The following is a 12,891-nucleotide window of genomic DNA, read 5'->3' on the forward strand; positions in this document are numbered from 1 at the left end:
CTGAAATTTGAGCATCCTAAAAGACTAAAGAAAGGGTCATATCATTACTCAATACAGAGCTTGATACGACCCTTTTACGTGTTATAATTACTATTTGTAACTTTTCGGGGCTGTCATTTTGGTTTTGACACATCTCCATGTTGCTAATGATTATGGGATTATATCCCGTTTTTGTCAATGTTTACTTTTTCTATTTCATCCCATTCTGCCAGAGAGATAATGTCATGGTATTGTTTCAATGATAAAACATTCTCCTCGCTATCCATACATTCGTATTCCCATGGAAGTTGATAAACGGTTCCTTCTTCATGATGGCCCATGTAGTCGTGAAATGTGTACGGAATCAATTTCACATGGTCCTTCTCCTTGAGTATTCGTAAAAGTTTGGCAGCGTCGTGTATTTCCAAAGGAGCGCCAGTCTTGTAAAGTGCAGTGGCGACTTCTATCGCGACATCCGCATACGCTGAGTAGCTGTTGGAAACAATGATTCTCCAACCGGGGCTGTCAAAATCCGATGCGAGTACATTCAGCCGCGACAATCCCAGTTCCCCATAATGGTCTGAGGCGAATTTGTTGAAATCCGTTTCACTGTCGAGATCGTATTCATCTTGCAAATCGCAGAATTTAACCATGTTGTAATATGCGACATCTTGTAATTCCAATGGTACTCCATTCAGGAAGGTCCGCTTCTTTCGTGTAGTATCAAACCTTTCAAAATACCGGTCATAGGCTTCATGAGCGATCCGATAGTATTTGCAATACGAACATATCGTCATTGTATCTAACAGTCGCCCGAAATTCTTGCAGACGGAATCCTCCAGTGCTTTTATTGCAGTCTCCTCGTCTTCGACTTCAATTTTAAATCTCGGTTCGATTCTGTTGAACTCCTTTCTCGCAATTCTTCCGTTTCGCTGCTGGTAAGGAAGATGATTCGCCACATAATCATTGAACCCCTCCGGATCTTGTATGATAGCATCGATTAGCTTCTGAAGATGTAAGGCCAACTTTACAAAGAAATCCCTTTGCCATTCGGGATAAAAACAATCACCTATTCTGTCTCCATATCGGGAATAATTCGCAATAGTAAAATACGAGTGTTTCCTGTCTGAGAATTGTATGGTACGATTTTCTTTATATCTGGCGGAGCTAACATGATACCATACCATTTCCCTGGGATTTGACAATTCCCAATCCCGGAGGTATTCTTCCTTGCTTTCATATTCTCCGTCTGCAATCGACGCTTCGCAATCTCCCCATTCTTCCTGAGTAGGGCGGGGCAATTCGATATAAAATCCTCTGTATTCATTGTCACCCATCTCTTCCAGTTGAGCAAATTGCTCCTGAAGTTTAACTAACATCTTCAATGTATCGTTATCAACCACGATTTCTGTATCGCGCCCGCTTCCGAGCTGTTCGAATATCGCAGCATTCAATCCGCATTCTTTCGCCAAGTCTATGAAAAGATGCCTGGTAAAGATTGTCTTCTTATGTCGTTCCATATCTCATTCGTTTTCAATCGTTAAAAATTTCCCCGGATCAAATCCATTGATTACATGCTCGTTTTCAAATGCATATCCCATCTGGTTGCAAATCACTTTTGTACTCCCGATTTCTGTGTCGATATTGGTATGCGAATGTCCGTAAATCCAAGCATTGATCCGGCTGTTACCGATCAGGTCTCCGTATTCACTGGCAAAGGCACTGTTCAATACGGAACCTTTATGCTGAGGAGCAACAACCTGCAAAGTAGGCAGGTGGTGAGTCACGACCACTATGTGTTCTGCCGTACTTTCGGCAAGACTTTTTTTGATATGCCCTAAACAGAAGTCATGCATCTGATTATATGCTTCCGTTTGGAGCAGTTTCCCTTTGTACATGGTCTGACGGAAATCGTTAAGTCCTTTCCAAACGAAATATTCGTCTACCGGTTCGATATGCGACCAAAATGTGCTCATTATGAAATCGGTATCGTCTATTCTCAATACTTGATTTTGATAATAACCGACATTCTCTTTGAACATCCATCGCCATTGTAATCCCCGTTCCATCACATCGCAATAATTGTAATATTCATGGTTCCCGGGAACAATAAGAACCTGCCTATAGTTTTTAGATGCCCATTCCCAGAAATTCCCCAAAGGAGCTACTCTGTCTTTCAGATAGAAAATATCTCCGGCCAATACGAGTATATCGCCCGTTACCGGAAATCTGTTTTGTTTTATGTACCTGCTGTTCTCCCTGAACTCAAAATGCAGATCGCTCATATATTGTATTCTCATATTACTTATTTTTATTTGCTTGTTCAACCTGTTTTTGGATTATCCTCTTTACCTGCTCAAATGAGACCGGAGTAAAGTCATTATTATCCACTCCCACATCATATTGCGTCGGAAAGAGCATATCCAGCCGTGAAGCGTCTTTTCCCGTATTATTCTTGCTCGTATGCACATGCCCGAACAGTTGCCACATATTCCTGTAAGCACCTCCATAGCAGAGGAACGGATAGTGGTTCAGGTAGATTTTCTGCTTGTCGACCTCTATGTGCATTTGCATGCTTGTCAATTCAAACCTGCTGGCGTACCCTTGCCTGATATTTTTTAGATCATGATTACCGAGAATGAGATAGATTTTTCCATTCAGTCTGTTAAGAATCTTGGTCCATTCATGGGATCCTCCCAGGCAAAAATCCCCCAGATGAAACACGATATCATCTTGATCAACTACCCGGTTCCAATTTTCGATCAGCGTTTCGTTCATATCTTCTACATTCTTGAATGGCCTCTTGCAAAAGTCAATGATATTCGAATGATAAAAGTGCGTGTCCGATGTAAAATACACCTTGTTTCCGTCAAATTTGTAATTCATTTTGCTCTCTTTTGTGCACATTGCTGTGCGGTTAATTAAAATTGGTTGTTCTTGTGCTCATTGTACGGAAATGACGGGAGAGGAATTGCACGGAGCAAACAGTCACCAATGGGCATAAAACAAAATAGTTGGAAAGTTCGGTAAGGACTCTCCAACTATTCTGTTGTTTATTTTAAGATCAAGATACGAGCATCTATCGCATCTTATCTCCTATATCTGTTCGTTGGAAAGTATTTATGATATTCTCTGGCGTTTCAATGCTCCAAACATGAAGAACATACGACTGAACTTCGAAGCATTTGTTGTCTCGAATTGTCGTTTGGGATAATATGTTCATTCTATTTTGCTGCATTGTAAATTTTCAAAAGAGGCGCAAATATACAGAATAATTTCGCAATACTCCAAATATTTTTCAGTGAATTCTTCAAATCACCCTATAAAAATCACTGTGAGACTTAAGAGGATGTTCAATATGCCATGATTCGAATACTTCGCAATAATTGTTGGGAATATTTATCAAATGTATTATATGAAATCTCATTGGTGATGATTTCTGCTGTTATATTCAAATATACCAATCGCTTGATTATCAGAATCTATTTTGGCTGAAAAAACAATTCAGTTCTATTCGAATATTATCTGTAATTTGGATAAGTTTTAGTGGTACTGATAAAATTTGCCTATTTATCACTGTTAAATTGTATGAGGGACAGAATTTTGTCCCTTGTATCCGTTCAGGGAACAAACGGGGGACAAAATCATGAAAAATTGATACAATACTTTATTATTCCTTTGCATTTAATGTGTTGATTATCAATGTCATCTAAGTTGGACTGTTTCTTCTTTTACTTTCTATTGTATATTGTATAATATATTGATAATCAATAAGTTGTATACTACTATTTGCCGATGCAAAAATGCTGAAAAATATTCTGAAGCACCATATCATTTGTTACTTCCCCTGCAATATCCGAAATGAAGAAAATACACTCTCGTATATCTTGCGAAAGAAAATCTCCGGATATATGTGAATCAAGCCCATCCTGCACTCGATGAATAGCATCTAAAGCTTTACTTAAAGCTTCATAATGCCTTACGTTTGTCACAATAATATCATTTTGTGTTACCGTAGGCAGATGTGCTGCGTTAATAAGCATCTTTTGTAACTCGTCGGTCTGTCTACGTTCTTTTGCCGATATGAAGATAGACTTCATGTATTCTTTAGGAAAGTCCTTTAATAAAGCAGATAATTCTTCTTTCTGCTTTTCCTCAATCAAATCCGCTTTGTTGAATACAACAATTAGTTGTTTCTCCTCACAACGAGGAATGATCTTTTCTGATAATTGCTTTATCTGAGAAGATGCATCAGATGAATCAACCATCCAAAGTACAATCTCCGCTTGATCCAGCTTTTGGAATGTACGTTCAATACCAAGACTTTCAATGGTATCATTTGTTTCCCGGATTCCGGCAGTATCAATGAATCGGAAAGTGATGCCACCTATATTAATAGTATCTTCAATGACATCACGCGTGGTACCATGAATATCACTGACAATTGCTTTATCCTCGTTCAGTAATACATTCAGTAAAGTTGATTTCCCCGCATTCGTTTCACCGATGATAGCTACCGGAACACCATTCTTAATAGCATTCCCTACATTGAATGAATGAACCAGTCGGGAGATAACCTGCTCTATTTCATCTGCGAGTTTTCGCAATGCCGAACGATCAGCAAACTCCACATCTTCTTCGCTGAAGTCAAGTTCCAGTTCGATCATGGAAGTGAAGTTTAGCAACTTACTTCGTAGGTCCGTTAACTCTTTGCTAAAACCTCCCCGCATCTGACTCATGGCCAAACGATGAGTGGCTGCGGAAGAAGATGCAATCAAATCGGTTACAGCCTCCGCCTGACTTAAGTCCATCTTTCCGTTGAGAAACGCGCGTTGGGTATATTCTCCCGGTTGAGCCATACGGCAACCGTTCTTAATCAACAATTGCATTACTTGCTGAAGAATATAGGAAGAACCATGACACGTGATTTCTGTACTATCCTCTCCCGTATAGGAATGAGGAGCCCGGAAAAGACTCACAAGGACTTCGTCTATGACTTCTTTTCCATTATAGATACGCCCGAATGTCAGCGTATAAGGCTTTTGTTCACTAAGCAATTTGCCGGTTTTGGCTGGTTGGAAGATGCGGCTTGTAATTGAAATAGCTTCAGGACCGGAAACACGGATGCTTCCGATGGCTCCTCCTTGAGCGGTAGCAATAGCGCAGATAGTATCTTGATTCATTATATTTCTTTTTGGACGATGCAAAGATAATTGTTTCTAAGTAAAAAAAATAAGATTAGACACAACTTGTGCTTTATTTGTTTATATTTGCTGCCGTTCAAACAATGCACATGCAAAATATAATGATAGCCTATGGAGCCGGATACAAACTTATATTCACCGAATGAGAATAATGAAATCATACGGGAAAATTCACAAAAGATACTTTCTGTACTTGCCACACATCAAATAGCTTTATGGGAATATGACATTCCGACAGGGAAATGTAGCTTCACGGACGATTACTTCCGTACGTTAGGCTTGAAAGAGGCGGGGGTAGTCTTTAAAGATATTAATGACTTTTACCATTTCGCATACCCCGAAGATATAAATGCCTATCAGACAGCTTTTGCTAAAATGCTTGCTTCGGAGTCCAAAGCATCTCAGATACAGGTCCGTTGTGTCGGGGAGCATGGTGAAGTGATTTGGCTGGAAGATCATTTCTTGTCTTATAAAGGGAATGAAGAAGGAGAGCCGGATAAACTGTTGGCATATACTGTAAATGTTACCTCCCAGTGTGAAAAGGAACAGCATATTAAACATCTGGAAGAACATAACCGTAAAATAATAGAAGCTTTACCCGAATTTATCTTCATCTTTGACGAAAATTTCTTTATAACGGATGTGCTGATGGCGCCGGGTACGATTCTGCTGCATCCGGTAGAAGTGCTGAAAGGAGCGGACGGGCGCAGTATTTATTCTCCGGAAGTAAGTGATTTGTTTCTTTGCAATATTCGCGAATGCCTGAAGGACGGGAAGCTGAAAGAGATTGAATATCCGTTGGAAGTGGATGGGAGTAAACATTATTTTCAGGCACGCATCGCTCCGTTTGAAGGTAACACCGTGCTGGCGTTAATACACGATATTGGCGACCGTATCCGTCGTTCCGAGGAATTAATTGAAGCGAAACGACGTGCAGAGGATGCCGACCGGATGAAGTCTGTATTTCTCGCAAATATGAGTCATGAGATTCGTACTCCGCTGAATGCGATAGTAGGATTTTCGGAGATTATGGCTTTAACGGAGAATGAAGAGGAAAAACATGAATATCTGGAGATTATCCAGAAGAATAGCAATCTGTTGTTGCAGTTGATCAATGATATTTTGGACTTGTCCCGCATCGAATCCGGTAAATCGGAGATGCACTTCCAGCAAGTCGAAATAGCTGGCTTGGTGGATGAAGTGGAGAAGGTGCATCAGTTAAAGATGAAGTTGAATGTGGACTTGAGAGTGGTTCGTCCGCAAGGAGAGTTCTGGACTTCTACCGATCGGAACCGTGTGATGCAGGTACTCTTCAATTTTTTATCCAATGCCATTAAGAATACTGAAACGGGAAGTATCACATTGGGATTGAAGCAGGAGGGAGACTGGCTGAAACTGTTTGTCAGCGATACGGGCTGTGGAATTCCGGAAGAGAAACTTCCTCAAATCTTTACTCGTTTTGAAAAACTGAACGACTTTGTGCAAGGTACCGGACTGGGGCTTTCTATTTGTAAAAGTATTGTAGAACGTCTTGGTGGTCGTATTGAAGTTAGCTCGGAACTGGGACAAGGTAGTACGTTTGCGCTTTATCTGCCTTATCAGGAGATACCGGTAGAAGTTGCCGAACGGAGTCTTTCTACTAAGATTGATTCTGAATCCGTACGTCATAAAAAGATTTTGGTTGTGGAGGATATCGAATCGAACTTTGCCCAGTTGAATATCTTATTAAAGAAAGAGTATACTATCCTGTGGGTGCGTAACGGACAGGAAGCAATCAATAGCTTTATTCGGGAAAAACCGGACTTGATATTAATGGATATTCGTATGCCTGTGATGGATGGCATTCAGGCTACAGAGAAGATTCGAACTATTTCTCTTTCGGTTCCTATTATTGCAGTCACAGCCTATGCGTTCTATACGGAACAGCAACAGGCTATTCAGGCTGGATGTAATGCAGTTATCTCCAAACCATATTCTTTGGAGAAACTGAAAGAAACGATAGAAACCTATATCGGATAATTAATTTTCTAAAAGGAGACCAACATTCTGAAAGTTAGATTGTTATTAAAGTAATAATAATAATCTAATTTTTGTTGGAATATGGAGAAAGTGAAAAAGATAGTCCTCATCGGAGCTAGTGGTTTTGTTGGTTCCGCTCTGCTAAATGAGGCATTGAATCGTGGCTTTGAGGTGACAGCTGTAGTTCGTCATCCCGAGAAAATAAAGATAGAGAACGAGCATCTGAAAGTAAAGAAAGCGGATGTCTCTTCGCTCGATGAAGTATGCGAAGTTTGCAAAGGAGCGGATGCCGTTATCAGTGCATTCAATCCGGGATGGAATAATCCTGATATATATGACGAAACCATCAAAGTATATCTGACTATCATTGATGGAGTGAAGAAAGCGGGAGTGAATCGCTTCCTGATGGTAGGTGTGCCGGATCACTGTTTATTGCGCCGGGATTGCGACTGATGGATTCGGGTGAAGTTCCTGAGAATATCCTGCCCGGAGTTAAAGCTTTGGGAGAGTTTTACTTGAATTTCCTGATGAAGGAGAAAGAGATTGACTGGGTATTTTTCTCTCCGGCAGCAGATATGAGGCCGGGAGTACGCACCGGACGTTACCGTTTGGGCAAAGACGATATGATTGTGGATATCGTGGGTAACAGCCATATTTCTGTAGAAGACTATGCAGCTGCAATGATCGATGAGTTGGAACATCCCAAGCATCACCAAGAGAGATTTACGATTGGATATTAATGAAAAAATGGCTTGAAATATACAATACAGAGTATGATTCAAGCCATTTCGTTATGATGGATATATCTCTTATATTCTATCGAGCACAGTCTTAATCAGTGTATCGATTGTATTCTTATATCCGGTATTAGCCTCTTTGATCAGTCGGTTGGCTATCACCATGCAGACGGTCATTGCCTTATGTCCCATCAGTCGGCTAAGTCCTGCAAGTGCCGAACTTTCCATTTCGAAGTTGGTAATCTTAAAGCCTTTATATTCAAATGCTTCGATCTTATCATTTTGTTTCGGGTCCGCTAACGGAATACGGAGCTCACGTCCTTGTGGCCCAAAGAAGCCTCCCGCGGCAATCGTTACACCACGTACCATATCTTCTTTAGCAATCCGGTCAATCAGTTCTTCACTGGCATCAATAACATAAGGCGCAGGGGCACACATATTTCCCGACCAGCCCATGTGATTAAGGAAAGCACGTTCGAAAGGAAGATCGCATACCGCATTGCGTCCGGCATAGAAATTCAATAATCCGTCGAAACCGATAGATTTCTGTGAGCAGACGAAGGTGCCTACCGGAGTATTTGGCTGTAATCCTCCACATGTACCGATACGTACTAACTCCAGTTGGCGGAACTTTTCTTTTTCTTCCCGTGTCTCGAAGTCGATGTTGGCAAGCGCATCCAGTTCGTTCATAACGATGTCGATATTATCGCAACCAATTCCGGTAGAAACCACTGTGATTCGTTTACCTTTATATGTACCCGTGATTGTTTTGAATTCGCGGCTTTCCACTTCACATTCTTTGTTTTCAAAGTGAGAAGCTACGAGTGCTACACGTCCGGGATCTCCTACAAGGATCACTTTATCTGCCAGCCATTCGGGCTTTACGTGAAGATGGAATACCGAGCCGTCTTCGTTGATAATCAGTTCAGAGGATGGAAAGTACTTTTTCATGTTATTGAACGGTTTTAGTTTTACAATAAGTCGTATATAAATAGAAACGCCGGAACCGGATTTTAGTTCGGAAGAGGTATCTTTCTTTTGCAAGTTTGTCAAAGAGAAGATACGCAGATGAACTGAATAGGAATCGGGTTCCGGCGTTGGGTAGACTATTTACTCAAAGGCTGGTTGGTGGTACCACCAGTCGTTGGTTTGGCAATGTTTTCGCGCATTGAAGTATCGGCTTCGATATTTTTCATACGGTAATAATCCATTATACCCAGATTGCCGCTACGGAAGGCCTCTGCCATTGCTTTAGGTACTTCCGCTTCCGCTTCGATTACTTTGGCACGCGCTTCCTGTGCTTTAGCTTTCATTTCCTGTTCGGAAGCGACAGCCATTGCACGACGTTCTTCTGCTTTAGCCTGTGCGATGTTCTTGTCTGCATTAGCCTGGTCAATCTGCAAAGCTGCACCAATGTTTTTACCTATATCGATATCCGCGATATCAATAGATAGAATTTCGAAAGCTGTTCCTGCATCCAATCCTTTACGAAGTACGAGTTTAGAGATAGAATCCGGATTTTCGAGTACTGACTTGTGGTTTTCCGAAGAACCGATAGAGGAAACGATACCTTCACCTACACGGGCAAGGATGGTATCTTCTCCGGCACCACCGACCAGCTGCTTGATGCTGGCACGTACCGTTACACGAGCTTTCGCTATCAGCTGTATACCGTCTTTGGCTACCGCAGTAACAGGAGGAGTATCAATCACTTTCGGGTTTACAGACATCTGAACAGCTTCAAATACATCACGTCCGGCAAGGTCGATAGCGGTTGCCATCTGGAATGACAATTCGATGTTCGCTTTCGATGCGGATACCAACGCATGGACTACTTTTTCTACATGGCCTCCGGCAAGGTAGTGGGCTTCCAGTTCATCACGGGTGATGTTCTTCAATCCGGCTTTGTGGGCTTCGATCATGCCCGGAACAATGATATACGGCGGAACATTACGGATACGCATCAGGAAGAGTTGAATCAACGAGATGTTAACGCCTGATACTTTAGCCGACAACCAAAGGAAGAACGGCACATAATGGAAAAATAGTATTAGGAAAATAATACCTCCAACAATCATAACGATAGGTAAGTACAAAGATGTTTCCATTGATAATTTATATTAAGTGAATATTATATTTTGTGTTTCTCGACCAGGATGGTACCGTCAGCGATGCGGCTCACAATGATGGGAGTTTTTTCATTGAGGAAGCCGTCTATCGATCTTACTTCCACGATGTTACCGTTAATCTCAGCATAACCGATTTGTGCCAGGCGGGTAGTGCTGATTCCTGTGTCGCCTACCTTGACGCTCTTCTCCGCACTGCGGTCTACTTTCGAATCAATATCTTTTTTCAAAGCCAGCTTATCCAGCATCTTCGAACGCATGAACCAGATAAGCGAACCGATACAGGCGACAGCCGATATCCCTAAAGTGATAAATCCTCCTGCCATACCCAGATTGGCGAAAGCGTAATAGTTGGCATAGAGAATACAAGCAAGTGCTGAAATGCCAGCCAGGCTAATCCCCGGAATGACAAACAGTTCAACCAAAAATAGTATTACTGCAGCAATGATGAGAACGGTGATAGTCAGTATGTCCATAACTCTGTATTATTTTGATTTTGTTTTTTCGGCATTACGTACACTTACTCCAAGAGCATCCAGTTCTTCATTCATTTGCAGAATTCTTTTTTCCAGATCAAGGATTGCGGGAGCGAGTTTTTCTTTTCCTTGTTGGTTGGCGCTTGCATATTGCTGGCGCAGACCGTTCAGTTTATCTTCCTGTTGTAGATAATCTTTTTCCAGTTGCCGGTAACTTTGGAACAGTAGCTTTGCTTTGGGAGATTTGAAGTCACTCAATTGATAATAGGTCGTGCTATCATCGATGACAAACTCGAAATCAACTACACGACGTTCCTGTGGCTTATGATTGATTGCCTCTTTCAGACGTTGCAGTGCCTCCGTTACTGTATTTTCATCTTTCCAAGTTTCCTTCAGCGAATGAATCTGTGCCAGACGGATCATCTGCTGCGGGTCCATCGCCTCATAATTATAAGTCTGTTTAGATGAATTAGGAATGAATACATAGATGCAGACCTTCTCTTCGGGCTGGAAACGGTCGGAGGCAAACCAACCCAGATTATTGTATTCGTCAATGACGTACATATAATCGTTATAAGGTGAATTGAACGGCATTCCCACATTTTCCGGTGTCAGATAAGAGTCTGTATTTGTGTTGTAGCGAGTGACAAAAATATCATACCCTCCCAGTCCTTCGCCATCGGTTGCATAATAAATAGTAACACCGTCCGATAGTACAAACGGGTAGTTGGCATTTCCGGATTCGTTGATGCTGCCGGGCAACGGGCGACCGTTGCTCCATTCATTCAGTAATTTATTCTTGGAGAATATGTCCAGATTTCCTCTTTCTCCCTTTTCGCTATAATAGATTTTATTACCGATTTCTGTTTCATATACTGTTCCCGGATGATCTCCTTCGGTCTGGAAGAATTCGTTGAACGTAAATAGCTTGCCGGACTCTTCACTGATTTTGTATGCGCTTAGGAAATTTGCTTTATCTACCACGAAACTGTCAATAATGCACACATCTTCTACTCCTTTGAGCATACGCAGGTCAGCTTTGCTCTTTTCCAATAGAGCTTCAGCTTCTTCCGTCGATCTTTTGCGTTTGCTGAGGTCGGCGATGTATTCTTCGAAGCAGTTGACTGCATCTTCGAAACGATAAGTATCATTGTAGGCTTGTCCCAGATATAGTTGTCCACCGGCTACCCGTCTTTTTACAGCGGTTTCAAGGTACTTCACGGCTTCTTCCGGTTCTCCTGTTTTCAGGCAGCAGACACCGTACCAGTAGCTGTAGTTACCATTGGACGGTTGAGATTTGGCATATTTCTGAAATACGGGTTTGGCTTGTTCGTAGTCACCTTTTGTAAATAAGGTGCGTGCCTGTTCCAATGTTTGTGCAGATACTCCTCCGAGGAAGAAACTGCAAATTATAAATAGAATATATTTTCTTTTCATTGTTTTATTCACTAATCCATGCATCAATTGTTCAAAAGTACAAATTTATTAGAAATAAACCCTTTTTCAGAGATTCTATTATGTTAATTCTTCTTTAAATCATTCTTTTCGCTTACTTTTGCAGCCGATTTTTGAAGATATGACACAATTTACGGAAGAAGAGAAGACGATCCGCCGTATTGAACGGCGATTCAATAAAGGAGTGGTGCAGTATGGACTGATAGAAGAAGGGGACAAAATCCTTATCGGACTGTCGGGCGGGAAAGATTCGTTGGCACTTGTAGAGTTGCTGGGCAAGCGGGCGCGTATTTATAAGCCTCGGTTTTCTGTGATAGCTGTTCATGTGGTGATGAATAATATTCCTTACCAAAGTGATACTGAATATCTGAAAGCATATTGTGACTCTTTTGGAGTGCCTTTTGTGCAGTACGAAACGTCCTTTGATCCTGCTACGGATACGCGTAAGTCTCCCTGCTTTCTTTGTTCCTGGAATCGACGGAAAGCTCTGTTTACGGTTGCCAAGGAGCAAGGATGCAATAAGATTGCTTTAGGACATCACATGGATGATATTTTGGAAACATTGTTGATGAACATTACTTATCAGGGGGCATTCAGTACGATGCCGCCCCGCTTGATGATGAAGAAATTTGATATGACAATTATCCGACCGATGTGTATGGTGCACGAGGCTGATCTGATTGAACTGGCTGCATTGCATGACTACCGGAAACAAGTGAAGAATTGTCCTTATGAATCACAGTCCAGCCGAAGTGATATGAAAGGTATTCTGCGACAGTTGGAAGCGATGAACCCGGAAGCTCGCTACAGCTTATGGGGGAGCATGACGAATGTGCAGGAAGAATTATTGCCGGATAAAATAGACTGATAATTACTAATTTTAGTATATAATAAG

The 12,891-nt window shown here is 41.6% G+C and carries 10 protein-coding genes and 1 pseudogene; 3 read left to right on the forward strand and 8 right to left on the reverse strand.

Features of this window, described 5'->3' with window-relative positions; all coding sequences use genetic code 11:
- Positions 1-158: 158 nt before the first annotated feature.
- The 4 genes from ACHLI0_RS21045 to mnmE all read right to left on the reverse strand — a co-directional run bounded on the left by ACHLI0_RS21045 (position 159) and on the right by mnmE (position 5,162).
- Complete coding sequence (locus tag ACHLI0_RS21045; protein ID WP_224319041.1) at positions 159-1,499, reverse strand: hypothetical protein; 1,341 nt, start codon at positions 1,497-1,499, stop codon at positions 159-161.
- Positions 1,500-1,502: 3 nt separating this feature from the next.
- A complete protein-coding gene (locus tag ACHLI0_RS21050; RefSeq protein WP_224319042.1) occupies positions 1,503-2,279 on the reverse strand; it encodes a metallophosphoesterase in 777 nt (258 codons plus the stop codon).
- Between the two features lies 1 nt (position 2,280).
- Positions 2,281-2,865, reverse strand: coding sequence for a metallophosphoesterase (locus tag ACHLI0_RS21055; protein ID WP_224319043.1), 585 nt, complete (start codon positions 2,863-2,865; stop codon positions 2,281-2,283).
- Between the two features lie 899 nt (positions 2,866-3,764).
- Positions 3,765-5,162, reverse strand: coding sequence for a tRNA uridine-5-carboxymethylaminomethyl(34) synthesis GTPase MnmE (gene mnmE, locus ACHLI0_RS21060; RefSeq protein WP_490749967.1), 1,398 nt, complete (start codon positions 5,160-5,162; stop codon positions 3,765-3,767).
- Between the two features lie 132 nt (positions 5,163-5,294).
- Here mnmE and ACHLI0_RS21065 point away from each other — a divergent pair, with 132 nt between their 5' ends.
- A complete protein-coding gene (locus tag ACHLI0_RS21065; RefSeq protein ID WP_490749968.1) occupies positions 5,295-7,202 on the forward strand; it encodes a PAS domain-containing hybrid sensor histidine kinase/response regulator in 1,908 nt (635 codons plus the stop codon).
- Positions 7,203-7,283: 81 nt separating this feature from the next.
- Positions 7,284-7,942 (forward strand): annotated as a pseudogene (locus ACHLI0_RS21070) (NAD(P)-dependent oxidoreductase).
- A gap of 69 nt (positions 7,943-8,011) precedes the next feature.
- On the opposite strand, the gene ACHLI0_RS21075 reads toward ACHLI0_RS21070, so the two are convergent.
- The 4 genes from ACHLI0_RS21075 to ACHLI0_RS21090 form a co-directional block, all read right to left on the reverse strand.
- Entirely contained in the window at positions 8,012-8,890 is an 879-nt protein-coding gene (locus ACHLI0_RS21075; protein WP_054959345.1) for a nucleoside phosphorylase, read from the reverse strand.
- A 155-nt stretch (positions 8,891-9,045) separates the two neighbouring features.
- Complete coding sequence (gene floA / locus ACHLI0_RS21080) at positions 9,046-10,047, reverse strand: flotillin-like protein FloA (protein ID WP_202573057.1); 1,002 nt, start codon at positions 10,045-10,047, stop codon at positions 9,046-9,048.
- Between the two features lie 23 nt (positions 10,048-10,070).
- Positions 10,071-10,541, reverse strand: coding sequence for an NfeD family protein (locus ACHLI0_RS21085; protein WP_234141693.1), 471 nt, complete (start codon positions 10,539-10,541; stop codon positions 10,071-10,073).
- Between the two features lie 9 nt (positions 10,542-10,550).
- The gene (locus tag ACHLI0_RS21090; protein ID WP_008764708.1) at positions 10,551-11,978 is read right to left on the reverse strand and encodes a tetratricopeptide repeat protein; all 1,428 of its coding nucleotides are present in this window, start codon (positions 11,976-11,978) and stop codon (positions 10,551-10,553) included.
- Positions 11,979-12,117: 139 nt separating this feature from the next.
- Here ACHLI0_RS21090 and ACHLI0_RS21095 point away from each other — a divergent pair, with 139 nt between their 5' ends.
- Complete coding sequence (locus tag ACHLI0_RS21095; RefSeq protein WP_490749969.1) at positions 12,118-12,864, forward strand: PP-loop family protein; 747 nt, start codon at positions 12,118-12,120, stop codon at positions 12,862-12,864.
- The last annotated feature ends 27 nt before the right edge of the window (positions 12,865-12,891 follow it).

The sequence above is a fragment of the Bacteroides sp. RCH18 genome, assembly GCF_058231005.1.